Origin of the sequence: Pseudooceanicola pacificus, from assembly GCF_009789075.1 — a bacterium.
Lineage (GTDB): Bacteria > Pseudomonadota > Alphaproteobacteria > Rhodobacterales > Rhodobacteraceae > Pseudooceanicola > Pseudooceanicola pacificus.
In genome coordinates this window covers 213,518-239,239 of record NZ_WNXQ01000004.1, presented here as the reverse complement: position 1 = coordinate 239,239, position 25,722 = coordinate 213,518, and the positions used below count along the sequence as shown (strand labels likewise).

Annotated in this window: 27 protein-coding genes; 15 read left to right on the top strand and 12 right to left on the bottom strand. The window is 67.7% G+C overall.

The window, feature by feature from the left end:
- Positions 1-6 precede the first annotated feature (6 nt).
- The 8 genes from GLS40_RS09245 to GLS40_RS09210 form a co-directional block, all read right to left on the bottom strand.
- Positions 7-897 (bottom strand): crotonase/enoyl-CoA hydratase family protein, encoded by an 891-nt coding sequence (locus tag GLS40_RS09245; RefSeq protein WP_160382473.1) that lies wholly within the window; start codon positions 895-897, stop codon positions 7-9.
- A 106-nt stretch (positions 898-1,003) separates the two neighbouring features.
- Positions 1,004-2,602 carry a long-chain-fatty-acid--CoA ligase gene (locus tag GLS40_RS09240; protein ID WP_160382472.1) on the bottom strand — a complete coding sequence of 533 codons (1,599 nt, stop codon included), beginning with the start codon at positions 2,600-2,602 and terminating at the stop codon, positions 1,004-1,006.
- Positions 2,603-2,644: 42 nt separating this feature from the next.
- The gene (locus GLS40_RS09235) at positions 2,645-3,097 is read right to left on the bottom strand and encodes a MaoC family dehydratase (protein WP_160382471.1); all 453 of its coding nucleotides are present in this window, start codon (positions 3,095-3,097) and stop codon (positions 2,645-2,647) included.
- A gap of 46 nt (positions 3,098-3,143) precedes the next feature.
- A complete protein-coding gene (locus GLS40_RS09230; RefSeq protein WP_160382470.1) occupies positions 3,144-4,454 on the bottom strand; it encodes a TRAP transporter large permease in 1,311 nt (436 codons plus the stop codon).
- A complete protein-coding gene (locus tag GLS40_RS09225; protein ID WP_160382469.1) occupies positions 4,451-5,002 on the bottom strand; it encodes a TRAP transporter small permease in 552 nt (183 codons plus the stop codon). The genes GLS40_RS09230 and GLS40_RS09225 overlap by 4 nt, the downstream gene beginning before the upstream one ends.
- A gap of 66 nt (positions 5,003-5,068) precedes the next feature.
- Positions 5,069-6,214 (bottom strand): C4-dicarboxylate TRAP transporter substrate-binding protein, encoded by a 1,146-nt coding sequence (locus tag GLS40_RS09220; protein ID WP_160382468.1) that lies wholly within the window; start codon positions 6,212-6,214, stop codon positions 5,069-5,071.
- A 178-nt stretch (positions 6,215-6,392) separates the two neighbouring features.
- Entirely contained in the window at positions 6,393-7,529 is a 1,137-nt protein-coding gene (locus GLS40_RS09215; protein ID WP_160382467.1) for a type 2 periplasmic-binding domain-containing protein, read from the bottom strand.
- A gap of 144 nt (positions 7,530-7,673) precedes the next feature.
- Positions 7,674-8,378 carry an NIPSNAP family protein gene (locus tag GLS40_RS09210; RefSeq protein ID WP_160382466.1) on the bottom strand — a complete coding sequence of 235 codons (705 nt, stop codon included), beginning with the start codon at positions 8,376-8,378 and terminating at the stop codon, positions 7,674-7,676.
- A 141-nt stretch (positions 8,379-8,519) separates the two neighbouring features.
- Between GLS40_RS09210 and GLS40_RS09205 the strand changes: the two genes are divergently transcribed.
- From GLS40_RS09205 to GLS40_RS09165, 9 genes are all read left to right on the top strand, one after another.
- Positions 8,520-9,758 carry an MFS transporter gene (locus GLS40_RS09205; RefSeq protein ID WP_160382465.1) on the top strand — a complete coding sequence of 413 codons (1,239 nt, stop codon included), beginning with the start codon at positions 8,520-8,522 and terminating at the stop codon, positions 9,756-9,758.
- Positions 9,758-9,958, top strand: coding sequence for a DUF1289 domain-containing protein (locus GLS40_RS09200; protein WP_235905865.1), 201 nt, complete (start codon positions 9,758-9,760; stop codon positions 9,956-9,958). The genes GLS40_RS09205 and GLS40_RS09200 overlap by 1 nt, the downstream gene beginning before the upstream one ends.
- Positions 9,959-10,240: 282 nt before the next feature.
- Positions 10,241-11,137, top strand: coding sequence for a branched-chain amino acid ABC transporter permease (locus GLS40_RS09195; RefSeq protein WP_160382464.1), 897 nt, complete (start codon positions 10,241-10,243; stop codon positions 11,135-11,137).
- The gene (locus tag GLS40_RS09190) at positions 11,134-12,015 is read left to right on the top strand and encodes a branched-chain amino acid ABC transporter permease (protein ID WP_160382463.1); all 882 of its coding nucleotides are present in this window, start codon (positions 11,134-11,136) and stop codon (positions 12,013-12,015) included. The genes GLS40_RS09195 and GLS40_RS09190 overlap by 4 nt, the downstream gene beginning before the upstream one ends.
- Complete coding sequence (locus GLS40_RS09185; protein ID WP_160382462.1) at positions 12,012-12,767, top strand: ABC transporter ATP-binding protein; 756 nt, start codon at positions 12,012-12,014, stop codon at positions 12,765-12,767. Before GLS40_RS09190 ends, GLS40_RS09185 begins: the two co-directional genes overlap by 4 nt.
- A gap of 3 nt (positions 12,768-12,770) precedes the next feature.
- Positions 12,771-13,484 (top strand): ABC transporter ATP-binding protein, encoded by a 714-nt coding sequence (locus GLS40_RS09180; protein ID WP_160382461.1) that lies wholly within the window; start codon positions 12,771-12,773, stop codon positions 13,482-13,484.
- Between the two features lie 61 nt (positions 13,485-13,545).
- Positions 13,546-14,679 (top strand): ABC transporter substrate-binding protein, encoded by a 1,134-nt coding sequence (locus GLS40_RS09175; protein WP_160382460.1) that lies wholly within the window; start codon positions 13,546-13,548, stop codon positions 14,677-14,679.
- A 70-nt stretch (positions 14,680-14,749) separates the two neighbouring features.
- On the top strand, positions 14,750-16,018 hold the full coding sequence (locus tag GLS40_RS09170; RefSeq protein ID WP_160382459.1) for a cytochrome P450: 1,269 nt from the start codon (positions 14,750-14,752) through the stop codon (positions 16,016-16,018).
- A gap of 27 nt (positions 16,019-16,045) precedes the next feature.
- Positions 16,046-17,188 (top strand): iron-containing alcohol dehydrogenase, encoded by a 1,143-nt coding sequence (locus GLS40_RS09165; RefSeq protein ID WP_160382458.1) that lies wholly within the window; start codon positions 16,046-16,048, stop codon positions 17,186-17,188.
- A 4-nt stretch (positions 17,189-17,192) separates the two neighbouring features.
- Here the strand turns inward: GLS40_RS09165 and GLS40_RS09160 are convergent, their stop codons facing one another.
- A complete protein-coding gene (locus GLS40_RS09160; protein WP_160382457.1) occupies positions 17,193-17,654 on the bottom strand; it encodes a DUF3237 domain-containing protein in 462 nt (153 codons plus the stop codon).
- A 145-nt stretch (positions 17,655-17,799) separates the two neighbouring features.
- Here GLS40_RS09160 and GLS40_RS09155 point away from each other — a divergent pair, with 145 nt between their 5' ends.
- Together GLS40_RS09155 and GLS40_RS09150 are read left to right on the top strand one after the other, a co-directional pair.
- The gene (locus tag GLS40_RS09155; RefSeq protein ID WP_160382456.1) at positions 17,800-18,627 is read left to right on the top strand and encodes an SDR family NAD(P)-dependent oxidoreductase; all 828 of its coding nucleotides are present in this window, start codon (positions 17,800-17,802) and stop codon (positions 18,625-18,627) included.
- Positions 18,624-19,094 (top strand): nuclear transport factor 2 family protein, encoded by a 471-nt coding sequence (locus tag GLS40_RS09150; protein WP_160382455.1) that lies wholly within the window; start codon positions 18,624-18,626, stop codon positions 19,092-19,094. The genes GLS40_RS09155 and GLS40_RS09150 overlap by 4 nt, the downstream gene beginning before the upstream one ends.
- A gap of 9 nt (positions 19,095-19,103) precedes the next feature.
- Here GLS40_RS09150 and GLS40_RS09145 read toward each other — a convergent pair whose 3' ends face one another.
- Both GLS40_RS09145 and GLS40_RS09140 read right to left on the bottom strand, forming a co-directional pair.
- Positions 19,104-19,847: an NIPSNAP family protein gene (locus tag GLS40_RS09145; protein ID WP_160382454.1), complete on the bottom strand. Its 744-nt coding sequence runs from the start codon at positions 19,845-19,847 to the stop codon at positions 19,104-19,106.
- A complete protein-coding gene (locus GLS40_RS09140) occupies positions 19,844-20,581 on the bottom strand; it encodes an NIPSNAP family protein (RefSeq protein ID WP_160382453.1) in 738 nt (245 codons plus the stop codon). Before GLS40_RS09140 ends, GLS40_RS09145 begins: the two co-directional genes overlap by 4 nt.
- 159 nt (positions 20,582-20,740) lie before the next feature.
- Between GLS40_RS09140 and GLS40_RS09135 the strand changes: the two genes are divergently transcribed.
- From GLS40_RS09135 to GLS40_RS09120, 4 genes are all read left to right on the top strand, one after another.
- Positions 20,741-21,958 carry a cytochrome P450 gene (locus tag GLS40_RS09135; RefSeq protein ID WP_160382452.1) on the top strand — a complete coding sequence of 406 codons (1,218 nt, stop codon included), beginning with the start codon at positions 20,741-20,743 and terminating at the stop codon, positions 21,956-21,958.
- Positions 21,959-22,000: 42 nt separating this feature from the next.
- Positions 22,001-23,203 (top strand): cytochrome P450, encoded by a 1,203-nt coding sequence (locus tag GLS40_RS09130; RefSeq protein ID WP_160382451.1) that lies wholly within the window; start codon positions 22,001-22,003, stop codon positions 23,201-23,203.
- 24 nt (positions 23,204-23,227) lie between these two features.
- Complete coding sequence (locus GLS40_RS09125; RefSeq protein ID WP_160382450.1) at positions 23,228-23,554, top strand: 2Fe-2S iron-sulfur cluster-binding protein; 327 nt, start codon at positions 23,228-23,230, stop codon at positions 23,552-23,554.
- A gap of 294 nt (positions 23,555-23,848) precedes the next feature.
- Complete coding sequence (locus GLS40_RS09120; protein ID WP_160382449.1) at positions 23,849-24,673, top strand: helix-turn-helix transcriptional regulator; 825 nt, start codon at positions 23,849-23,851, stop codon at positions 24,671-24,673.
- A 195-nt stretch (positions 24,674-24,868) separates the two neighbouring features.
- On the opposite strand, the gene GLS40_RS09115 is transcribed toward GLS40_RS09120, so the two are convergent.
- Positions 24,869-25,678 carry an SDR family NAD(P)-dependent oxidoreductase gene (locus GLS40_RS09115; protein ID WP_160382448.1) on the bottom strand — a complete coding sequence of 270 codons (810 nt, stop codon included), beginning with the start codon at positions 25,676-25,678 and terminating at the stop codon, positions 24,869-24,871.
- Between the last annotated feature and the right edge of the window lie 44 nt (positions 25,679-25,722).

The window sequence follows — 25,722 nt, the reverse complement described above, 5'->3', positions numbered from 1 at the left end:
CCGCGATCAGTCGTAGGGCGGTTCGTCCCACCAGGGGTAGTAGTCGGGCATGTCGGCTGACACCCGGTCGGTGAACGCCGCGTCGCGCTTTTCCAGGAAACTCGATACCCCTTCGCGGGCGTCGGCCATGCGGCCCCGGGCATAGACGCCCCGGCTGTCCAGCTTGTGCGCCTCCATCGGGTGGGCGGCGCCGGCCATCTTCCACAGCATCTGCCGGGTCAGCGCGACCGACACCGGGGCCGTCTGTGCCGCAAGGTCGCGGGCATAGTCCAGGGCGGCGTCCAGCACCTCGTCCGCCGGGTGGAGCGAGCGGACGAACCCGCGTTCCAGCGCCTCGGAGGCCGGGAAGACGCGCCCGCTCAGGCACCAGTCGAGCGCGGTCGGCAGGCCCACGATCCGTGTCAGGAACCAGGTCGAGGCGCCCTCGGGCACGATGCCGCGCCGGGTGAAGACGAAGCCGAAGCGCGTGTCGTCGGCCGCGAAACGGGCGTCCATCGCGGCCAGCATGGTGGAACCGACCCCGACCGCCGCGCCGTGCACGGCGGCGATCACCGGCTTGGGTGCGTCGAAAATCTTCAGCGTGATCAGCCCGGCGCCGTCCCGCACCTCGGGGTGGGCGTAGTCGATGGTTCCGTCCTGGCGCACCGGGCCGGTGCCGCCCGCGCCGTCGTAGTCGAAGGTGGCCGCCCCGGCGGACAGGTCGGCCCCGGCGCAGTACATCCGCCCCGCGCCGTGGAACAGGATCACCCGCACCGCGTCGTCGCCGATGGCCCGGTCCAGCGCGGCCAGGATGTCGTCGCGCATGGCGTTGTTCATCGCGTTCATCTTGTCGGGACGGTTCAGGCAGATGCGGGCGATGCCGTCCTCGATCTCGTAGGCGATGGTGGAAAAGGTCATGACGGGCTCCGCGCGGGCTGGGTTGACATGGCGGGGGTCCGGAAGATCCGAACCCCCGCAAGGTTCCCGGCCGGGCGGGAGGTCCCGACCAGGTATGGACTCCCGTTCAGCCGACCTGCCGGGCGGCGCCGGCCCAGTAGGGCTCGCGCAGCACGCGCTTGAGGATCTTGCCGTTGGCGTTGCGGGGCAGGGCGTCGTGGAAATCGACCGACTTGGGGCACTTGTAGCCGGCCAGCAGGGTGCGGCAATGCGCGATCACCTCGGCCTCGGTCAGGGTCGCGCCCGGGCGCAGGGTGACGCAGGCCTTGACCTCCTCGCCCCATTTCTCGGACGGGACGCCGATGGCGCCGGATTCCAGGATGTCGGGATGCTTGGCCAGCGCCTGCTCGATCTCGGCGGGATAGATGTTCTCTCCGCCCGAGATGATCATGTCCTTCAGCCGGTCGCGGATATAAAGATACCCTTCGGCACTCAGGTAACCCATGTCGCCGGTATAGTACCACCCGTCGACGATCGCCTCGGCCGAGGCTTCGGGCCGGTTGTGATAACCCGCCATGATGCAGGGCGTCCTCAGTGCGATCTCTCCGGTTTCGCCCTGCGGCAGTTCCTTTCGGTCGCCGTCGACGATGCGGATCTGCGTGTCCGATTGCGGCCGGCCGCAGGACTTCAGCAGCTCGGGCCGGCTTGCGTCGTGATCCTCGGGAAAGAGCGAGGTGCCGGCGGTCGAGCTTTCCGTCATGCCGAAAAGCTGGTGAAAGCCGCACCCCATCTCGTCCATCGCCTGTTCCAGCAGGGCGGCGGTGATCGGGGCGCCGCCGTAGTAGACGCACCGCAGCGAGGTGAAATGTGTCCTGTCGAAATCGGGATGGTTCAGGATCATCTGGATCACGGCGGGCACGAAACCGGCCTTGGTGATCCTCTGCCGGCGGCAGGCCTCGAAGATCAGGTCGGGATGCGGTTCGCGCGTGATGTAGGTGCCGCCGCCCGAGTAGATGCTGTAGAGCGCATAGCAGGTGCCCCCGGAATGGAAGAGGGGCAGCGGCACCAGGCTGATGTCGTCATGTCCCCATTCGCCCACGTCCCCCGCATCGACATGGGCGCCAAGCGCCATGACGTTGCGATTGGTCAGCATCGCGCCCTTGGGCCGGCCCGTCGTGCCCGAGGTATGGATCTGCAGCAGGATATCGTCCGGTTCGGGGCAGGAGGCCAGCGCCTGATCGGGCTGGTCTGCCATCCAGTCGTCGAAAGCCGGGCCGCCCTCGATCTCAGTACCGATGCCGATGATCCGCCGCACGCCGGGGCATTCGCGGCGGATGACCTCGGCCAGCGGGGCCATCTCGGCGGTGAGGAAGATCATGCGGATGTCGAAATCCATCAGCAGGTCCACGATCTCGGGCGGGGCAAGACGCCAGTTGATCGGTGCCAGCACGTGGCGCGAGATCGCGCAGCCGCCCAGGATGTCGAAGTAGCGCGAGTCGTTCTTGCCGATGAAGCTGATCCGCGCGCCGGGCTCCAGCCCCTCGGCCATCAAGCCCTGCGCCACCCGGTTCGCCCGGCGCAGGGACTGGGCAAAGCTCCAGGTCTCGTCCTCGAACCAGAAGGCCGTGCGCTCGCCCAGGGTGTCCGCATGGGCGGCCAGCATCGCCGCATAGGTCGGATAGGTCCGGTTGCGCGCCAAGGTGGTGCTGTCGGTTGCTGCTGTCACGTCGTCATCCCTCCCGATGCTCTTGAATCGCGGCGCGCCGCGTCAGAAGAAGTAGAGAAACACCAGATCCGCCACGATGGCCGGGCGCTCCTCGCCCTCGACCTCGATGGTGACGCGGGTGGTGGTCTTGTGGCCCTTGCCGGCCTCTTCGATGCCCACGATCTGCTGCGACAGGCGGATGCGCGTGCCCGAGCGGACCATGTTGAGAAAGCGCAGCTTTTCGATCCCGTAGTTCAGGATCTGCCTGGCGTTCGCGGTGAAGATCATCGGCTGCAGCTTTCCCAGCAGGGACAGCAGCAGGAACCCGTGCGCGATGGTCGTGCCCGCCGGGCTTTCGCGTTTCGCCCGCTCCACGTCGACGTGGATCCACTGCGTGTCGCCCGTGACCTCGGCGAAGCCGTCGATCATCTCCTGCGTGACGGTCAGCCAGTCCGACGGGCCTATGGTCTTGTCCTTCAGGTCGAGCAGGTCCTGCAGGGTATTCACTGTGATCATGTCTTGTGTCCTAGATTTCGCGCGGTGGTTTCACACGGTGGCGGGATCAGTTGAGAAACAGGTTGGGCAGCCACAGCACCGCCTGCGGAAAGGCGATCATCGCGGCGACCACGACCAGGTCCATGACGATGAACCAGCCCACGCCCTTGAAGATCGCGGTCAGCTTCACCTGGTCGCCGACCACGCCCTTCATGACGAAGACGTTCATCCCGATGGGGGGCGTGACCATGCCGATTTCCAGCAGCTTCACCAGCAGCAGGCCGAACCAGATCATGTCGTAGCCGCCGTTGGTCACGATCGGCAGGACGATGGGCAGGGTCAGCAGAAGCGCCCCGACGGGTTCCAGAAAGCAGCCGATCAGCAGATAGAGCACCACGATCAGCAGCAGGATCACGATGGCCTGGTCCGACACGCCCAGGATGGTGGCCGAGATCACCGTGCCCACGCCCGAGATGGCGAGGAACCGGGTGAACAGGCTGGCGCCGATGCCGATGACGATCAGCGCGCTGGTGGTCAGCAGGCATTCCAGCGCGGCGGCCTTGAACCTGGGCCAGGTCAGGGTGCGTTTGGCCAGCCCGACCAGGCAGGCGAAGAAAGCGCCAAGCGCCCCGGCCTCGGTCGCGGTGAAGACGCCGCCGAACAGGCCCGCGAAGACGCAGATCATCACCAGCAGGATCGGCCAGGTGTCCCCGAGCGCGGCAAAGCGGTCACGCCAGGAATAATCGCTGTGCACCGGGGGCGCGACCGTCGGGTCGATGGCCACGCGCAGCAGCACGACCAACACGTAGCCGATGGCGCTGATGATCCCGACGCCGAGGCCGGCAAGGAAGAGGTCCGGCACCGGCTGGCTGGCGATCACACCGTAGAGGATCAGCAGGATCGACGGCGGGATCAGCGCCCCGATCGTGCCGGCGATGGCGACGGTGCCGGTTGCCAGTTCGGGGTGGTAGTTGCTGCGCAGCATCTCGGGCACGGCGATCCGGCCCATGGCGGCGGTACAGGCCAGCGAGGACCCGGTGACGGCGGCAAAGACCGACGATCCCATGACCGCCGAGATCGCAAGCCCCCCGGGCAGCGCGCCCATCCAGACCCTGGCCGCCTGGAACAGTCCCTTGGTCAGCTGGGCGTGGTAGGCGACGTATCCCATCAGCAGGAACATCGGGATGGAACTGAGCACCCAGTTCGCCGTGAACTTGTAGGGCACGATCCCGATGGAGCCGTAGGCCCCGCGCCAGCCGATCAGCACCCAGAGGCCGCCGAACGACACGATGATGAGCGACAGCCCGATGGGAATGCGCATCGCCAGCAGGACGAACAGGATCCCGAGCGCCGAAAAGCCGATTTCGACGTTGCTCATGCCGCTTCTCCTGGGGCGGTGACCTCATCCACCTCGTCCAGGCTGGTATCCAGCCCCGAGGTCGCGCCGGTGACGCCGCAGGCCAGCTTGTAAAGCGCGACGATCGTCACCAGCGCACAGCCGAGCGGAACCACGAAATAGGCGGGCCAGATCGGGATGTCGGTGCTGCCCTGGGTGACGTAGGCCTTGATGTCGAACTTCTTCATGGCCTCGATCCAGTTGCGGTAGGTCAGGAAGCCGAAGACCACCACCGCCGCGAAGCTGGCCAGCACGTCCAGCCGTTTCTGCACGCCCTGCGGCAGCAGGTCGGCGACAAGCTCGACCGAGATGTTGCGGTTCTTCTCTTCGGTGAAGGCCAGAGAGAGGAAGCCGATGATGATCATGTGGTAGTTGATGATGATCTCGATCGTGCCCGGGAGCGGCTTGTTCAGCAGGTAGCGGGCAGCGACGTCGCAGGTGATGTGCAGCACCATGGCCAGCAGCAGCAGCGTGCCCACCATCGACAGCACCGAGATCACGCGAGAGATTATCCGGCCGAGCCTGGTCATTTAGCCTATCCAATATTGTCGTTCGAAAGGGGCTCCCGTCGCCGCGACGGCGGCGGGGGCCGCGGCTCACATGCCGTAGGTCTCGAAGTCGACCTTCGAGCCGACCTCCTGCCAGATCAGGTCGGCCAGCGCCTCGCCGCTGTCGATGCCGTCGACCAGGCCAGCCCACTTGCCGAAGATCTCCAGGAAGGCGTCGGCGGATTCCTGGGTGTTCTCGACGCCGTATTTTTCGGAATAGAGCTGGGTCACCGTGGCGATGTCGTTGCGGATCCAATCCATCGTCTTGTCATGCAGCGCCTGGTCGGCCTCGTGCACGTCGATCCCGGCGGCGATGGCCTTCTCGCGTGCGGCCGCGTTGTTGGCGCGGTACTCCCACGAGGTGATCGCCCCGCCATAGTTGGCGGCCTTCATGTAGCTTTCGCGTTCGCCCGCCGTCATCGACTGCCAGACGTCGCGGTTGATGTTGAACATGGCCGACCCGCCGAAGGCGCCGCCCGGCACGTCGGTCACGATCGAGGTGACCTCGTCCATCAGGCCCTGGTCCACCAGTTCGGTGAAACTGGCGATAGAGCAGTCGATGATGCCCTGGCTCATGCCCTCGTACATCTCGGCGAAGGGAAGGGAGACGGGCACCGCGCCGAAGGCTTCGACCCAGCGGTTCCAGTTGCCGCCCGGGGCGCGGATCTTCAGGCCCTTCAGGTCGGCTTCGGTGTTCACCTCGGGCTTGCAGAGCAGATTGTATTCCGTGGCCGAAGTCGAGGTGTAGACCTGGTTCTGCTCGGCGATCTCGGCGCGGCAGGCGTCGCAATGCATCACGATGTATTCGGTCAGCGCGCCGGTCCAGGCCAGCCCGCCCCGGTCGCCGGTCTGTTCCAGCGTCAGCACCATGTTCAGGTCGGCGATCAGGCTGGAATTGCGATATTCGGCCGGGAAGTAGGGGAACAGAACAAAGCCCGCATCCGCGATCCCGTCGCGCACGCCGCTGCTCATTTCGGCAAAACCCAGCAGCGACTGCGGGAAGACCTGCATCGTCATCTCGCCGTTGGTGATCTGGGACAGGTAGTCCGCCGCCGCGTTCGAGGCATTGGCCCCGGTGCTGTTCGGGCCGAATCCCGTGGCATAGCGCAGCTCGGCCGCCTGGGCCGTCGACCCGGCCGCAAGCACCAGCCCTAGGGCCGTCGCCGCTGCCAGTCGCAACTTGATAGTGTTCATGTTTTCCTCCCTGACCGGTGTGGTCTGTCCCCGACCGCCGCGCGCAATCGCTGTGTTTGCGACGGCTGTCGGATCAATTATTGAATGAGCGGATAATTTTTGTGTCCCCCCGCCGGGGCACAGGGCTGCGCAGGGAGGCACAGGTCGGGCGCCGGGATGGCTCCGGGCGCCCGCGCGATCACATGCCGTAGGTGGAATAGTCGACCTTGCTGCCGACCTCGTCCCAGATCAGATCCGACAGGGCCATCGCGCTGTCGACATCCTGGACCAGGCCGGTCCATTTCTCGAAGATGCCGAGAAAGGTCTCGATCGAGCCCGACGTGTTCGCAAGCCCGTATTTCTCGGCGTAGAGGGTGGCGATGCCGTCGATGTCCTGCTGCACCCAGGCGGCGGTTTCGTCCGCCAGGTCGCTGTCGGCCTCCTTGACGGTGATGCCGGCGGCCTCGGCCGCCGCGCGGCCCTTCAGGTTGTTCTCGTGATAGCCCCAGGACAGGTCCGCGCCGCCGAAGTTCGCGGCCCGCACGAAATGTCTGCGTTCGTCCTCGGACATCGCCGACCAGACGTCGAGATTGATGTTGAACATCGCCGATCCGCCGAAGCCGCCGCCGGGCACGTCGGTCAGCACCGTCTTGGTGACCTCGGTCAGGCCCATGTCGGTGATCTCGGTCATGCCCGAGATGGTGCAGTCGATGATCCCCTGGCTCATCGCCTCGAATGTCTCGGCCATGTTCAGCTGCACCGGCACGGCGCCGAAGGCCTCGGCCCAGCGACTCCAGTTGCCGCCGGGGGCGCGGATTTTCAGGCCCTGCAGATCGGCCTTGCCGTCGATCGTGGCATCGCAGATCAGCGCGTATTCGGTGCCCGAGGTCGAGGTATAGACCTGGTTCTGCGCCTTCATCTCGGCCTGGCAGGCGGGGCAGGCGAGCATCACGTATTCCGTCAGCGCGCCGGTCCAGGCCAGCCCGCCCCGGTCGCCGGTGCCCATCAGCGTGAACAGCATCGTCAGGTCGGCGATCATGGCGGTGTTGCGGAACTCGGCCGGGCTGTAGGGCACGAGCACAAAGCCCGCATCCGCCACCCCGTCACGCACGCCCGCCGACATCTCGCCAAAGCTCAGCAGCGACTGGACATAGGGCACCATGGTCATGGCGCCGCCCGAGACCTCGTTCAGGTATTCGGCGGTGCGCACGGCATTCTCGGCCCCGGTCGAACCGGGGGTGAAGCCGGTGGCATAGCGCAGGTCGGTCGCATGGGCCGCGCCGCCGGCAAGCAGCGCGCCGCCGAGGGCGATGGCCCTGTAGGTGTGTGAAAGCATCTGGTCCTCCCGTTGAAGCGGCCGTCGCGGGCCGCCTGCATGACTGGCGGCACGGTGACCCAGCGTCAAAGGCCGCAGGAGGATTTATTCACCGCGCGTTTAAATATCCCTGTCCCCCGATGAGGGACAGCCCCGCACGGCGGCTCAGGCCGGCGCGGTGCGCAGTTTCGCCTGGGGTGGCAGGCCGGGCAGGGGCTCCATCAGAACGACCTCGCCCCGGTCGAGCAGGGTCATCCCCAGTTCGGCCCGCTGCGCGTCATAGGCTGTGACCATCGGCGCGCCCAGGGTGAAGTCGCGCCAGCCGCGCCGCCAGGCGGCCTCGTTCTCCCAGTTCAGGAACATCACGACGGCGGGCATGTCCGGCCCGCTCAGCAGGTCGCAGACCCCCATCACGCCGGCGCCGGCCGCCTGCACGTGCGGCAGCCAGGTGTCGGCGAGAAAGGCGTTGACCTCTCCGGTCCGGCCGATGGCCGTCTTGTGCACGACGAGTTGGTGCAGGCTTTCCGGCCCGGTGAACGACGGCCCGTCGGGGCACAGCGCCGCGTTCGGCTTGAGGAACTGCAGCCGGTTCTCCTGGATCATCTCGAATCCGTCGTTGGTCTCGGACCGGATGCGCGCCCATTCCGGATCGGCGTAAAAGGATCCCCAGGCGGCGTCCCGCTCGGCGTGGTCCGTCCATTCCATGATGTAGCAGAACATCGGATAGCGCGGCCCCGCCAGCGCATCCCACCGTCCGGCCACGGTGACTCCGTGCCGGGCCAGCAGGGGCGGCAGGTGATCGTGCATGCGGCGGTGATTGTGAATCGTGCGACCCCGGTCCACCAGGTACTGGCGCAGTTCGTAAAGCATCGGGCGGCCTTTCCTTCCGTGACCTGGCCGTTATCCTCTGCCGGGGGCCGGACCGGCGTAACCCGTCTGGGGACATACCGTGCCGGGCCACGTCACCAGACTGATATCCAAGCGATCCCGGAGCAAGGAGCAGGTGACGGCATGGCATTGCCCGAAGCCGAAGCAGGCGCGCCGCCACAGGCCGGCCATGTCATCGTGTTCCTGGCGATGGCGGCCTTTGCGGCGGCGGCGACCAACCGCGTGATGGACGCGATCCTGCCGCAGATGGCGCTGGAATTCGGCACGACCATCGGATCGGTCGCCTTTGTCGCCACGGCCTATGCGGTGGCCTACGGCGCGTTCCAGGTCGTCTTTGGCCCGCTGGGCGACCGGTTCGGGGCCTTCCGCGTGATCCTCTGGGCCTGCATGGCGTCGAGCGTCGCGACGCTGGCCTGTGCGCTGAGCGGAACGCTCCACGGCATCGCGGTGGCGCGGTTCCTGTCCGGGGTCTCGGCGGCCGCCATCGTGCCGCTGTCGCTGGCCTGGGTCGGCCACGCCATCCCCCACGAGGACCGCCAGCCGGTGCTGGCCCGCTTCATGTCCAGCCAGATCCTGGGCCTTCTGGCCGGGCAGATCGGTGGCGGCGTGATGGGAGAGATGTTCGGCTGGCGCAGCACCTTTCTGCTGCTGGCGGCCGTCTATGTCATCGCCATTGCCGGGCTGATGACCGCGCGCCGGCGCGGTGCGGCCGACATGGGCAGCGGCCCGGGCGGCGACCGCGCGGTGCGCCGGGCATTGCGCAGCTATCGCCGGCTTCTGGGCGATCCGGTGGTCCGTTTCGTGCTGTTCGCCGTCTCGCTCGAGGCCCTGGCGATGTTCGGCGCATTCACCTATGTGGGCGCCGCGCTGAACGTCCGGTTCGGGTTCGATTTCGCCACGGTGGGCGCCTATCTCGCCACGTTCTGCATCGGCGGGCTGGTCTATGTCAGCCAGTCGCGGCGGCTCTACGCGTTGCTGGGCAACCGCAGGCTGCCATTCGTCGGAACCCTGATCGTGGCCGCCTGTTACCTGGGGCTGGCGGTGAATACCGTCGGATGGGTCACGGCGCCGCTGATCGCGTTGCTGGGGCTGGGGTTCTACATGCTGCACAACACGATGCAGACCATGGCGACCGAGATGGCGCCCGACATGCGCGGTTCGGCCATGGCGATCTTTGCCACCTGCTATTTCCTGGCCCAGGCCATCGGCGTGCAGGTTGGTGGCCAGATGATCGACCGGGCGGGCTTTGGCCTGCTGTTCGCGGTGGCGGCGGTATTGCTGGTGGCGCTTGGCGCGCTGTTGCTGGTCGCGATGCCCCGGCAACTGAGAACCCGGGCCGGCACTGCCGGAAAGGCCGCGTGATGGGCGAGATGCGCGACCGCGCGGGCCTGCCGCCATCCCCCTGCCGCCGCATCTGCCGGCAGAACCCCGAGGCCGGGTTCTGCGAGGGCTGCGGTCGCACGGTGCGCGAGGTCTTCACCTGGAACGCCATGTCCGATGCCGACCGCGCCCGTCTGATGGCCGAGCTTCCGGCGCGGCTGGCACGGCTTTCGCAGGGCTGACGGCGCGACGGTATCGCCGGCCCGCGGCTGTCCGCATCGCGCCATCTTCCGACCACGGGTGCCGACGAGCCGCCTGCGACCCGACGCCCGTTCCCGGCGTCGGGCAGGCTGCGGCACCTGCCGACCGACCGGCCAGTGGCCACGTCCGCAAAGCCATTTTGTGTCACGCGCCGCTCATTCGGACACTTGTCCCCCGGAGCGGTTACGCCTGCCCGTGCCGGCCATGAGATAGGGTCGGACAGGCCCAGAGCGCGAGGGCAGGACTGACCCGGGGAGGAACGTATGCTGGCTCAGCAATTGCTGAACGGAGTGGTGGTGGGAAGTGTCTACGGGCTTTTCGCGCTCGGCTTCACGCTCCTGTTCGGGGTCAATCACATCATGAACATGGCGCATGGGGCGGTCTTCATGTGGGGGGCCTTTGCCGGTCTCTTCGCGGCCACCATGCTCGACCTGCCCTTCATCGCCGCGCTGGCCATCGGCGCGCTGGCGGGCGGGCTGTTGTCGGTGCTGCTGGACTGGGTCGCCTTCCGGCCCCTGCGAAAACGCAAGGCGCCCGAATTCTCGGCCATCGTGTCGTCGATCGGGGCGAACCTGATCCTGCTGTCGCTGGCGCAGCAGATGACCGCGACACGGGTCATGCGCTTTCCCTTCGACACCTTCCCCATCCGCATCTACGAGGTCTTCGGCCTCAGGGTGCAGCTTCTGCAACTGGTCATCATCGGGATCGTCATCCTGATGGTCGTGGGGCTGGTCTGGTACCTGCAGCGCACCAGCGCCGGGCGGCAGATCCGCACAGTGGCCTATTCCGAAAGCACGTCGCGCCTGCTGGGGATCAATCCGTTTTCCGTCAACTTCCAGGTCTTCTTCCTGTCGGGAGCGCTGGCGGGCGTCGCCGGGGTGCTGATCGGCCTGGTCTTCAACTCGGTGCATTTCATGATGGGCGAGCCGCTCTTGCTCAGGGCCTTCGTGGTCATCATCCTGGGCGGGCTGGGCAGCATACCCGGCGCTCTGGTCGCGGGGCTGCTGATCGGCATCGTGCAGGTTCTGACGGTGTCCTACCTCTCGGCCGGATTGGCCGATGTGGTGGTCTTTTCGCTGCTGTTCCTGGTGTTGCTGGCCCGGCCGACCGGACTCTTCGGCAGCGTGCATGGCGGCGCGGCGCGGGTGGCACGGCAATGAGCAGTCTCGCCGGATATGAACCGCTCTTCGAGCTGGCGTTGCTGAACATGGTTCTTGCCTTCAGCCAGTACATTCCGCTGCGCGCGGGGGTCTTTTCGCTTGGCAGTGCGGCCTTCGCCGCCGTCGGCGCCTATGCTGCGGCGATCCTGGCGACCCGGTACGGCGTACCGCCGGTGGTCTGCGTGGTCATCGCCGTGGTGGCGGGCGGCATCTTCGGCGCGTTGGCCGCCGTGCCGCTGGCCCGCCTGCGTGGCGTGTTCCAGGCGCTGGCGACGCTGGCGCTGGTGCAGATCGTGCTGTCGACGGCGCTGAACTGGACCGCCCTGACCGACGGGGCGCTTGGCATCAACTCGATCCCCAAGGCGGTGCACCTGACCGAGGCGGCCATCGCCGTGGTCTTCGTGGGTTATGTCCTGCACGTGATCGGCCTGTCGGCCATCGGGCGCGGCTTCGACATCATCCGCGAGGACGAGACGGTGGCGGTGTCCCTGGGCTATTCGGTCCGCAAGCACCACATGATCGCATTTGTGCTGTCAGGGGCCATCGCGGGGCTGGGCGGGGCGATGCACGCGTTTTCCAGCTATTCGATCACGCCGAACGAATTCGGCTTCCACATGGTGGTGATGCTGCTGGCCATGGTGGTTCTGGGCGGGCGCGTGTCGGTCTTTGGCCCGGTCGTCGGGGCGATCATCCTGACCGGCCTGCCCGAGCTGCTGCGCGGGTTCCAGGACTACCGCTCGGTGGTGCAGGGGGCGCTGCTGATGGCCTCGATCACCTTCCTGCCGAGCGGCGTGGTGGACACGACGCGGGGCTGGCTGCGCCGCCGCGCCCTGACGCGCGGGCAGGCCGGGGCCGATGCGGCGGAGGTCACGTCATGAGCATGCTGGCGCTACAGGGTGTCGGCCGGGATTTCGGCGGCCTTCCGGCGGTCGACAGCCTGAACATGAGCGCCGAACGCGGCCGGATCACCGGGCTGATCGGACCGAACGGCGCGGGCAAGACCACGGTCGTCAACATGATCGCCGGCCTGCTGAAGCTGTCGCGCGGGCAGGTCCTGCTGGATGGCGAGGACGTGAGCACCCGCGAGGCGCAGGAGCTGTCGCGCATGGGCATCGCGCGGACCTTCCAGAACATCCGGCTGGTGCGCGATGCCAGCGTCCGCGACAACGTGCTGGCCGGGTTCCACCTGCACGAGAAGACCTCGACGCTGGCGAACCTGCTGGGCCTGCCTTCGGCCTTTCGCGAACGCCGCGCCCTGCTGGCACGGACGGACGAGCTGCTGGACAGGTTCGGCATGACCGCGATGGCCGACTGGCCCGCCGGGTCACTGTCCTACGGCCACCAGCGGCGGATCGAGATGATGCGCGCGCTGGCGACGGAACCCAGGCTGCTGCTGCTGGACGAGCCGGTCGCGGGCATGAACGACGCCGAGGCCTACAAGCTGGCGGCCATCTTCCGCGAGGTGGCCGACGACGGCGTGGCCATCCTGCTGATCGAGCACAACATGCGGTTCGTGCGGCGGCTCTGCGATCATGTCTGCGTGCTGGCTTCGGGCCGGCTGATCGCCGAGGGCGACGCGGAAAGCGTGATCAACGATCCACGCGTCATCGAATCCTACCTCGGGAGCTGAAGCATGCTGGATGTCTCGGGCCTGAACGTTTCCTACAGCGGGATCCGCGCCTTGCAGGACGTGTCGCTGACCGTGGGCCAGGGCGAGATCTTTGCTCTGATCGGACCAAATGGCGCGGGCAAGTCCACCCTGCTGAACACCCTCAGCGGGATCGTCCCGGCCCAGGCCGGACAGGCGACCTTCGAGGGGCAGAACCTGCTGGGCATGCCCGCGCACCGGATCGCCAGGGCCGGGCTGATCCAGGTGCCCGAGGGGCGTCAGGTCATCGCGCCGCTGACCGTGCGCGAAAACCTCGAGCTCGGCCGCATCGCCAGCAGCGGGCGGGGCGGGTCCGAACTGGACCACGTGCACGACCTGTTCCCAGTGCTTGCCGAGCGGCGGAACCAGCTGGCCGGGTCGCTTTCGGGCGGGCAGCAGCAGATGCTGGCCATCGGCCGGGCGTTGATGGGCGCCCCCCGTATCCTGGTGCTGGACGAGCCGAGCCTGGGCCTGGCCCCGGTCATTGTGCGCGAGGTCTTTGACGCCCTCCTGCGCCTGAACCGCGAGGGGCTGACCATCCTGCTGATCGAACAGAACGCGAAACTGGCGCTCGAGACGGCGCGGCACGCGGCGATCCTGGAACAGGGGCGCGTCGTGATGCGGGGCGTGGCGGCCGATCTCGCCCACGATCCGCTGGTCGTCGACCATTACCTGGGCCGGGCCGAAGACCCGGTCTGATGCAATCGGTTCAACCGGACACCGGCGAACCACGCGAAATCCGGACAAAAGGGAGGAAAGAATGAAACCCCTCAAGACCCTCAAGTTCGCCTCGGTGGCGATCCTTCTGGCCGGGGCCACCATGTCCCAGGCCGAAACCTACAAGGTCGGCGTCATCAACGCGCTGACCGGCACCTACGCCTTTGGCGGGGTGCCGATCCAGAACGCCATGAAACTGGCCATCCAGCACGCCAACGAAAGCGGCGAGCTGGGTGACGTCACGCTGGAGGTGGTCGAAGGAGACTCGGCCAGCGACAAGGGCCAGACCATCACGCTGGTCAGCCGGCTGGCACAGAATGACGACCTGCTGATCATCCTCGGGCCGACCACCAGCCTGGAAGGTACGGCCGGCGCGCCGGTCGCGAACGAGCAAAAGGTCGCGTTGTTCGGCATCGGCTCGTCGCGCGGCATCGTCGAGGCCGGGCCGTGGTCGTTCAAGGTGCAGCAGGTCGGCGACGACATGCTGGGCGAGCTGTCCGCCTATGTGGCAGGCAAGACCGACATCAAGAAGGTCGCGGTGATCTTCGACCGGTCGAACGATGGCTTCGTCAGCCAGAAGAACGCCTTCATCAAGGGGCTCGACGGCACCGATGTGGACGTCGTGTCCGAGGACGGGATCCTGTCGTCGGACACCGACTTCCTGGCGATCGCGACCCGTCTGGCCAGCTCGGACATCGACGCCTTCTTCGTCGCCGCCCCGGCCGAGGTCGGCGGCAACGTGGTTGTTCAGCTGCGTCAGGCGGGCCTGCCGATGAACGTGCCGCTGGTCGGCCCGTCGTCCTTTGCCACGCCCGCCTTCATCGACACTGCCGGCGGCGCGGCCGAGGGCTCTATCGTGATCGCGGACTATTTCCTGAAGGCCGAGACAGAGGGCAACGCAGACTTCGTCACCGCATATCAAGAGGCCTATGGCGAGTTGCCGGACAACTGGGCGGCCATGGGCTATGCGCTGGCCGACCTGGCGGTCGAAGCCATCAAGCGGGCCGGGCCGGAGCCCACGCGCGCGAAGGTGCGCGAGGCGCTGGCCGGTCTGCGCGACGTGCCGACCATCCTGGGCAACGGAACCTGGACAATGGACGACGACGACTTCGACCCGCATTACGGCGCCGCAATCCTGGTGGTGAAGGATGGCGACCTGATGCTCGCGCCGGAATGATCCGGACACTGTCCCATGCGCGTCCGCCCCGGCGGGCGCGCATCCTCTGCCGCGCAGGAGGCATCACGTCATGAGCGATCTCGCCAGGGTCTGGGACCTGCCGCCAGCGGAATGCCCGGCGGGCAGCATCGGTCACGACTGGGACCCGTTCGACAGCCTGCGCATGCACGAGGTGCTGGGCAGGGCCCGGGCGACCGAGCCGGTGTTCTACGCCCCCGCGATCGACGCCTGGGTCGTCACCCGGCATGCCGACGTCCTGTCGATCCTGCAGGACCCCGCGACCTTTTCGGCCGGCAACGCCAACACACCGATCACCCCGCTGCCGCCCGAGGCGCTCGACCTCCTGTCCGGGGGCGGCTATGCGCTTGAGGGCATCCAGGTCAACTGCGACCCGCCCCGGCATACGCGGATCCGCACCTACGCCGCGCAGGCGATGAACATGCACCGCCTGATGGCGTTGGAGCCCGAGGTGCGCAGGCTGGCCCGCGCCGCAATCGACGGAATCTGCGGCCAGGCAGAGGTCGACCTGCTGCGCGCGATGACCTGGGAACTGCCCGCGCGGGTGATCTTTCGCCTGCTCGACATTCCCGACGCCGATGCCGCGCGGGTCAAGGGCTGGGCCACCGACCGGCTGATGCTCGGCTTTTCCAGAACCGGGGCCGCGGCCCAGATGGCCGCCGCGCGCAACCTGCTGGAATTCTGGCACTACGTGGTGGCGCTGGTGCAGGCCCGCGTCGACCGCCCGGGCGACGATTTCATCAGCGCCCTGCTGCAGCTGCGCGATGGCGACGACAGCCGCCTGACGATGAACGAGATCAATTCGGCCACCTTCGGGCTGCTCTTCGCCGGGCACGAGACGACGACCAGCCAGTCGACCAGCACGGTTCACGCGCTCCTGTCGGAGCCCGGCCTCTGGCAGGCGCTGGTGGCGGATCCCGCGCTGATCCCGGCGGCGGTCGAGGAAGGATTGCGGATGTACGGCGCGGTGGCCAACTGGCGCCGGCGGGTGCTGCGCGACGTGAAACCTGGCGGGATCGACATCCCTGCCGGTTCGCAGATCGTCGTCAGTTTTGCCGCCGCCAACCGCGATCCCGAGGTCTTCGACGACCCCGATGCCTTCCGCCTGGACCGGCGCAACGGGCGCAGGCACCTGACGTTCGGCAATGGCATCCACGTCTGCCTGGGCGCGTCTCTCGCGCGGCTGGAGGTGCGGGTCATGCTGGAAGAGCTGACCGCCGCATTCCCCGCCATGCGGCTGGCCGCGCCGGGGCCGATGACTTTCCACCCCGCCTTTGCCTTTCGCGCCCCGACCGGGCTGCGCGTCAGGCCGCAGGGCTGACCCAACCGACACCCGACGGAGTACCCGATGTTCAAAGGGCGATACAGTCCCCCGCAACGCCAGATCGTCCTTTACGGCGATCCGCTGGAAGAGATGCTGCCCCGCGCGCTGAGCGAGCTCTGGGCCCGGCAGACCGTGCTGGTCTCGGCCGCCTCGGTCGCGGGCGAGGGGGCGGCGGGTGGACGCTGCAGCGCGATCCTAGGCGATGGCTGCACCGACCGGCTGATGGACATCCGCCGCGATGCCCCCGCCGCCGACGTGCTGCGCATCGCCACCGCCCTGCGTCACAAGGGGACCGAGGCGATGGTCGCCGTCGGCGGCGGCTCGGTGGCCGAGGCCGCCAAGGCCGCCCGCATCCTGCTGACCAACAACGTCGCCGGGCAGGACGACCTGCCGCGGCTCGAGACCTCGACCACCACCGCCTCTCCGCGGCCCTACATGATCTCGGTCCCGACAACGCTTTCGGGGGCGGAATACACCCCCGCCGCCGGCTTTGCCCTGCCGGGCGGCGGGCGGCAGATCGTGCGGCACAGCGACCTGGCGGCGGATATCGTCTGCCTCGACCCGACGGCGACGCTGGAAACGCCCGACGCGCTGTGGTTCGCCTCGGGGCTGCGCGCGGTGGATCACGCGATCGAGACATGGTGCGCCTCGGCCGGGGCGATGCCGCTGGCCGATGCCGATGCGCTGCAGGGGCTGCGCCTGCTGACCGCGGGGCTGCGTGCCGTCCGGCGCGACCGCACGGATCTGGAGGCGCGGCAGGCCTGCCAGCTTGGCGCGTGGCTGGCGATCCGGGGGGCGGCCATGGGCGTGCCGCACGGGCCCAGCCATGCCATCGGGCGGCCGGTGATCCGCGACAGCGGGCTGCCGCAGGGCGTCGTCTCGGCCATCCTGCTGCCGCATGTGCTGCGCCATACCGGGGCCGAGGCCGCCGCCTTGCACGCGCCGCTGGCCGATGCCATGGGCGCGCCGGGCGGATCGCTGGGCGATGCCGTGGCCGCGCTGGCGCAGGACCTGGGCCTGCCCGCGACGCTTGGCGCCGCCGGGGCCGATACCTCGGCGCTGGAGGCCGCCGCGCGGGAGGTCATGACCGCGCCCGAACTGCAGACCGGCGGGCGGGCCTTTCCCGACGCCGCGTCGGTGCTGGCGGTGCTGCGCGCGGCGGCCTGAGGGGTCAGAGCACCTCGAATATCTCGTAGATCGGCCCTTGGGCGGTACGGCTGCCGGTGCCGACGGCCAGCAGGTCGTTCAGCCGGAGCAGGCGCGGGGCGGCGGTCTCGAACTGGACGATGGTACGGAAATAATCCTCGTCCGCGCCGACCGCCTCGTTCCGCTTGTAGCGCGCCATGACCTCGGGCGGGCCGTTGCGGCGACCGATATAGGTCATGTAGATCAGCTCTCCGCCGTCGGTTTCCAGCACCAGCCGCACGTCCAGGTGATAGGCCCCGTCGGACCGGATGGTCAGGAAATCCCCGCCGCCGGGCCTGATGCGGCCGCGCAGGTCGTGCCCCTCGAAGGTGCCGCCGCTGACGGTCACGATCCGCCGCTCATATCCCTGTGGCACGGCGCCCAGGTGGCTGGTGCTGTCCACGTCGCAGCGCATCGTCAGCAGGTGCCGCGTGTCGATCCGGGCCATGATGGTGTTCCTCCGCATTCTCCTGGCCGATCATCCGCCCGGACCGCCGCGCACCGGGTCCCCGAGGCCGGGGACAGGGCAAGCACCCGGATCGCCGTAGCGTCCTGGCCAAAGGCTCAGATCATCAGCGGAAGGACGCCCGAGAATGCAGAACTATGGATTGAAGGACCGGGTCATCGCCATCACCGGCGGCGCGTCGGGGATCGGCCGGTCGGCCGCGCTGGCAGCGGCCAAGGACGGCGCAAAGGTCGCCGTGCTGGACATCAACCAGGACAATATCGACAAGACGGTCGAAGAGCTGAAGGGCTTTGGCGTCGCGGCGCAGGGCTATGCGCTCGATGTGCGGGACGAGGCCGCGATGGCCCGCACCGCCGACGCGGTCGAGGCCGACCTGGGCCCGGTGCACGGGCTCTTCAGCTCGGCGGGCATCTCGCGCACCTCGCCGGCCGAGACGCTGGCGGTGGCTGACCTGGACGATGTGCTCGACATCAACGTGAACGGGGTCTTCCTGGCGGCACGGGAATTCGCGCGTCACATGATCGCGCGGGGCGCCGGCAGCATCGTCAATGTCGGCTCGATCGACGGGCTGGGCGGGCATCCGGGGCGGCTGCACTATGTGTCGTCCAAGCATGCGGTCGCGGGCATGACCAAGTCGCTGGCGCTGGAGTGGGGCCGCTACGGCATCCGCGTGAACGCCATCATGCCGGGTTTCGTCGACACGCCGCTGCTGCGCGCCAACATGCCCCAGAAGTACATCGACCGCGTGGTCTTCGACCGCACGCCATTGGGCCGGATGGCCCAGTCGGACGAGATCGGGGCCGTGGCGCTGATGCTGATGAGCGATGCCGCCAGCTACATGAGCGGGGCCATCGTGCCGGTCGACGGCGGTATGACAGCCGGCTTCCTGACGCGCGGGCAGGGCGGGGACTATGCCAGCAAGACCCTGCTGTCGCAGGGCGTCTATACCGAATGACGCGGGACGGGATCCTGGACGGCCCGCGCGTTCCGGCAGAGGACGACATCGCGCTGCGCACCCTGATCGCGCGCTACGCCCATGCCGCCGATGCCGGAGAGCTCGACCGGTTTGTCGCGCTCTTCACCGAAGACGGAAGCTGGACGCGCGAGAACTCTCCACCCGCCAGCCAGGGCGGGTCGGGCCTGCCGCAGGAGACCAAGCGCGGGCCCGAGGCGCTGCGCCAGATGATCCAGTCCTCGATCATCGACAGCTTCAACCGGCGGTTCCGGCACCAGATGACGGATATCGTGATCACCGCCGGGGCGGATGACGAAACGGCCCACGGGATCAGCCGTGCGCTGATCACCGACTGGCGCGAAGGCGCCGGCCGGGTGGCGATGATGGGACATTATACCTGGGGCTTCCGCCGGGTGGCGGGCGACTGGCGTATCGCCAGTGCCAGTGTCCGCGTCCTGCCGGATTAGGCGCCGGGGTCAGATCCGCCCGAGGTTCGCCTCGGGCTCCCATCCCGGCAGGGGGCGCATCAGGTGCACCGCGCTGCCGCGCAGCAGCGTCGTGCCGCGTGCCCGGCGTCCGGCGTCGTGGCGCCGGGCGACATCCGGATCGCTCTGCAGCGCGACAGTGGCCGCCCGCCAGCTTTCCGCGTCGGGCCAGGCCGTCAGGGTGACCGCCTGGTTCATGCGCGATCCGTACCAGGTGGCGAAACTGCCCAGCACGTGCCCGCCCCGCGCCTGCAGGTAGGGCAGGTCGGTCCCGGTCAGCGCCGCGTGCCCGAGCCCGGGATTGTCGTTGTCGAGGTCGTGCAGCGCAAGTTCGTGCACCCCGCCCTGCGGGCCGGTGCGGTCGGGATCGGCCAGCCCGTCCCAGCCCGGCCCGGGCCGCAGGATCAGCACATGCGTCCGTCTGAGCCGGGGGCCGTCGGCGAAATTCGCGGCGGTGCGCTCGGACCAGAGCCGGTCGCCGTAGAAGGCGGTCCAGCAGCGCATCCGCTCGTCCAGCGAGCGCCACGGGATCAGGTAGGCATAGAGCGGGGCCATGGGGCCGGTGTGGCTTTGCCAGATGGCCAGAGGGCGCGGGATGCCATGCAGGCGGAACTGCGGGATCGCCGTTTCCTCCATCAGCGGCAGGAACCCGTCCATGCGGCCCGGCAGCATCTCGTAGAGCCGCAGCTCGTAATAGGCATCGATGGTGACGGGCGGGGCGAGATCGGCGGTCATGTCGTGGCCCCCAGGTTGGTGTGCGGCATGTTCCATGCCATCGGTTGCAACAGGTACTGGTCCATCCGGTCGTAGATGACGCCGCCGCGCGCCGCGATCTCGGCCGCGCGCTGCGCCACCACATCCGGGTGCCGGTCCAGCGCCTCGGCGGCCTGCATCTGCGTCCGGATGTCCGGCCAGGCCAGCAGACACGCCAGGCGCGGGCGGTCTGCGCCCAGCACCATGCCGAACAGGCCCAGGACCCGGGCGCCCAGCGACATGGCGGCGGGCAGATCGACAGCGCCCAGCACGCGCTGCGCCTCGGGCTGGGTGCCGGTGTCCAGGTCGTAGACCCGCAGTTCGTGCACCCCCGGCACCGGCGCCGCGGGGGCCGGGTCGCGCAGTGCGGCCCATTCGGGCAGTGCGGTATAGATCGTCGTCTCGATATCGTTGACCAGCGTGTGCCCGCCCGTCAGCTCGGCCCGCCGCGCGGACCAGAGCGGATCGGTCCAGAACCGGGGCAGGTGCGCGTCGCGCTGATCGAGGCTGTCCCAGGGCACCACGTAGAGGAACCCGGGCCGGTTGCGCCCGGTCAGCGTGATCCAGGACCCGACCGGGCGCGGCACGCCGTAGCGATCCCACAGGCTGTGCGCCGCACCGTCCGGCGCGCCGTCGACCGCGACGCTGCGCACCAGCGCCATCTCGTCGGGCAGGCGGCCGGGGGCGACGGCGTAGAAACGGAATTCATAGTACATGCGGCGGGATCCCCGGCTGGCGGTTTCCCGGACCATCACCCGGACAGGCGTCCGGGTATTCCCCAGACAGGGGGACACCGGGCCAAGGCTCCGGGTGATACCGCTGGTGCAAATCCCACGCGTGCCACGGCGCGCAGGTAGCAGCGAGGTAGGCCCGGCATGTCACAAGCCGTCATGGAAAGCGATCGGAACCAGGCGCCGGTTCTGGATATCGACCCTTACGACACCGAGGTTCTGCGCAGCCCCTACGCCTTTCAGGAACGCCTGCGCGAGGCCGGTCCGATCGCGCTGATCCCCAAGTACGACGTCTATGCCGTCGGCCGGTACGAGGAATGCGCCACGGTGCTGAAGGATCACGAGGCCTTCACCGCCAAGGGCGGCATCGGCATCCAGGACATCCGCCAGCCCGGCGATTTCCGCGTGCCGAACCGGATGCTGGAAAACGATCCCCCGGGTCATACCGAAATCCGCAGCGTGCTGAACCGCTATCTCTCGCCGATTGCCATCCGCAAGATGAAGGAAAAGTTCGAGGAACGCGCCGCCGTGCTGGCGGACGAGCTGGTCGAAAAGGGCGAGGTCGACGGGGTCGCGGATATCGCCGAAACCTATATCCTCGATGTCTTCCCCGACGCGGTCGGCATCGATCTTCCGCGGCCGAACATCCTGGCCATCGGCGAGATGCGGTTCAACCAGTCCGGTCCACAGAACGAACTGTACGAACAGGCGATGCAGAAGGCGCAGCCCTACCTCGACTGGTTCGAGCACAGTTGCCAGCGCGAAGGGGTCCGGCCGGAGTCCATTGCCCACGCCCTGTTCGAGGCCGAGGATCGCGGCGAATTCCCCGAGGCGGGGCTGGCGTCGAACATGACCCGTTCCCTGGTCGGCGGCGGCGCGGATTCCACCATGGCCGGTGTCGGGCATTCGCTCTGCAAGCTGGCCGAAAACCCCGGGCAGTACGACCTGATCCACGCCGACCCGAAAAAGGCGGGCCTCGCCTTCGAAGAGGCGCTGCGGCTCGAACCGTCGTTCCACGTCTCCTACCGGACGACCTATGGCGAGGTCGAGCTGTCCGGCGTCAAGCTGCGCCCCGACACCAAGGTCGGCGTCTACTTCGGCGCCGCCAACCGCGACCCCCGCAAGTTCGAGAACCCGGACGATTTCATCATCGAGCGCCGCTCGGCCGGGACCCACCTGGGCTTTGGCATCGGGGCGCATATCTGCATCGGCCAGATGATCGCCCGGGCCGAGGCCGCCGCCATCCTGGGCGCGCTTGCCCGGCGGGTGAAGCGGATCGAGCTGGCCGGAGAACCCGTTTACAAGCCGATCAACCAGATGCGTATGTTGCAGAACCTGCCGCTCCGTCTTGTCGCGGCATGAATTGACCCCGGGATCATCCGCCCGGGGAGGGAGGCCAAGCCAATGACATCCGGTTCGACCATGACAGCCCCGCCGGCGCTGGACATCGACCCGTTCACGCCCGGGAACCTCTGCGCCCCCGAGGCGGTACAGGAGGCGATCCGCGAAACCGCGCCGGTGGTCTACCTGACCCGCTACGAGATGTACGCGGTCGGGCGCTACGACCTCGTCCAGACCGCGCTGTCGGATTATGCCCGGTTCACCAGCACGGGTGGGATCGGCATGTCGGACATCCGCAAGCCCGGCGCCTGGCGCACCCCGAGCCCCATCGCCGAGATCGACCCGCCCGAGCACCGCAACGTGCGCAAGACGCTCCAGAAGGTCCTGTCGCCGATCATCATCCGCCAGTGGCGCGAGGATTTCACCCGGGTTGCCGAGGCGCAGGCGGACGCGATCATTGCCAGTGGCTCGGTCGAGGCGATGAAGGACATCGTGGAGCCCTTCATATTGAAGGTCTTTCCCGACGCGCTCGGCATCGACATGCCGCGCGAAGCCTTTCCGCTGATCGGCGAGATGAACTTCAACCAGATCGGCCCCTACAACGATCTGACGCGCAAGTCCGTCGAGGCCGCTGGTCCGCACCTTGAGAACTACGAACAGTATTTCTCGCGCGAGAGCATGGTGAAGGGCGGGTTCGGAGAAAAGATCTATGCCGCCGAGGACGACGGCGGGTTCCCCGAGGGCACCGCCGGTGTGCAGGTGCGCTCGTTCCTCAGGGCCGGGACCGATACCACCATCGCGGGGATCGGGCACACGCTCTACCGCCTGGCGCAGAACCCCGAGCAATGGGCGAAGCTGAAGGAGAACCCCGCCAAGGCCAAGGCGGCCTTTGACGAAGCGATCCGCCTCGACAGCCCCTCGCAGCTGATCCACCGCACCACGGTCGCGGACATCGAGGTCGAAGGGCTGGCCCTGAAGGGCGACGTCAAGGTCGGCTGCTTCATCGGGGCCGCCAACCTGGACCCGCGCAGGTTCCCCGACCCGACCGCCTATGACATAGACCGGGGCAGCACCGGCGTGCACCTCGCGCTCGGGGCCGGGTCGCACATCTGTATCGGCCAGAACATCGCCCGGCTCGAGGCCGAGATCCTGCTGCAGGCGCTGGTGTCGCGGCTGTCCCGGATCGAGCTGGACGGCGAGGCCACCTACAGACCGATCAACACGCTCAGGACGTTGGACCGGCTGCCGCTGCGGCTGGTCGCCTGACATCCAACCCCAGAAGGAGAATGAATGCCAAAGGTTACCCTGATCAATCCGGACGACTCGCGGATCGACCTCGACGTCGAGGTCGGTGACAGCATCATGCGGGCGGCCACCGCCGCCGGGATCGAGGGGATCGTCGGCGACTGCGGCGGTGGCATGTCCTGCGCCACCTGCCATGTCGTCGTGCTGGATGACGCCTATCTTGCCAAGACGCCCGAGATGTCCTTGACCGAGGACCAGATGCTGGATTTCACCGCGATGGAGCGCGAGCCGAACAGTCGTCTCAGCTGTCAGCTTGTCATGAGCGAGGAGATGGACGGCATGGTCGTCCGGGTCGCGGATCCGCAACTCTGACTGCCTGACGCGACAGGGACAGATGCCGTGAAAGGCCGCCGCATTGCTGGCGGCCTTTTTGCATGGAGGGGGGCGAGTCGGCCTGCGCAGGGGGTGACGGAGGCCCCGATTCGCGCAGGTCCGCCCGGCAGCTTCCCAAGGGATTTAGTCTGGAATGCCAAAAAAGTATGTAATATAAGACTTTACGTTTACTTGGCGTCGCAAATTAGTTGAGGATTGCAATGATTTCTGAGTGAAAGTATGTATTTGGTCAGGGAGAACGGCTCACGAGAGCTGTAAGCAGGGAGGACAAAGATGAACAAGCAGACCACATCCGATTTCGATTCCGCGGCCACGTTCGCGGTTCCGGTCGATCTGATTGATATTATATCCAACATTGGAACTTTAAACTTCCCTGACTCCCTTCTGGAGGTCGTGCATCGCCTGGTGGGTGTGGACTTCGTTGCCTGCTACCGGCTGAGCGACTACCGCCTGCTGGAGGTCGCAAGCGCGGCCTCGCCCGAATGCCGCCTGTCCCGCGCCATGCGCGCCAATGTGCACGAGGTGAAGCGGCACCTCGCCACGGCAGGGGATTCGGTGCGCATCCGCGTGATCCAGCCTATCACTTCAGTGGCCGGTGCCGGACGTCCGTCCAGCGCCGAGGACGACTGCGAAACCGTCCTGGTCTATGCCCGGCTCAACACCGCTGGTATCTGCATGAAGCTGCTGCGCCGTGCCGGCCGCGAGGCGCTCGACGCCGACCGCATGCCGGAGCTGGAACGCGTGGCGGCCCTGCTGCTGACGATCATCTCGCGCCATACCGAACTGTTTGAGCAGAAGTCCGATCTGACGCCCGCCCTGGCCTCGCGCGAGATGATCGAGGACTGCGTCGTCAACATGTCCAAGCTGTCGCGCCGCGAACGCGAGGTCTGCTCGCGCATCCTGCACGGGTTGTCGTCCTGTGCCATCGCCGACGACCTGGGCATCGGCAAGGAAAGCGTCATGACCTACCGCAAGCGCGCCTACAGCCGCCTTGGCATCGCCAGCCAGCGCGAACTGCTGATGTGGTACCTGGATGCCTGGAACGCCTGGGTGAACACCGGCATGAGGTCGGGCGAGGCCGAGGCCGAGGCGGCCTGACACCGCCACGCGCGGCGGGTTCGCGGCCACTGCGGAGCCGGATCAAGAAAAAGGGCGCGTGCCGCGATGCACGCGCCCTTTTCGCTGTATCGGGGCCAGGTCCGCGTGCCCGGGGGCGGACATGCCGCCTGCCGGTTCGGCCCGTTTCACCCGGTGGCGGCCCTGTCGTGCCACCGGGGGACCTGCAGGCAGCTCTCAGTCGTCGGGCTGGTCGAAGCCGGGGCGCGGCACGGTCTTCAGCAGCACCGTGCTCCAGCCGCCATCGCAGAGGATGTCCTGCCCGCTGACGTAACCGGCGCGGTCGCTGGCGAGGAACAGGATGGAATCCGCGATATCCTGCGGCGCACCGATGCGGCCGACGGGCACGATCTCTTCGCGCTTCTTGCGTACGGCAGGATCGCGGTAGATCACCTCGGACATCGGGGTCATGACCATCGCCGGGCTCACCACGTTCGAGCGGATCCCCTTTGGCCCCCATTCCTGCGCGATGTTCCGCGACAGCATCATCACGCCGGCCTTGCTGACGCTGTAGGCGCCGCTGGTGGGCTGCGGGTGAAGCCCGGCCATCGACGAGACATGCACGATCGCGCCGCCCGATCCGGCCATCATCTGCTGGCCGAAGACCTGCGAGCAGATGAAGAAACCGGTCAGGTTGACGTCGATGCAGGCCTTCCAGTCGGCAACCGACAGGGACGACAGCGGCCCGTTCCGCACCAGCGCCGCGTTGTTCACCAGGATGTCGCAGGCGCCCAACTCGGCCGCGATCTTGTCGGCGGCGGTCTGCACGCTGTCGCGGTCCGAGATATCGGCTGCCGCCGGGATCACCGTTGCGCCATTCGCGGACAGGTCGCTGGCCGTGGCCGCGGCTGCGTCCGCGTTGATGTCCAGGATGGCGACCTTGCAGCCGGCCCCGACCAGCGACGCGGCAATCGTCTTGCCGATCCCGCCGCTGCCGCCGGTGACGACGGCAACCCTGCCGCCCAGGCCCAACCAGTCGGTTTGCATGATGCTGTTCCTCTTGCGATTGCGTTTGATGTGCCGCCCAGGCG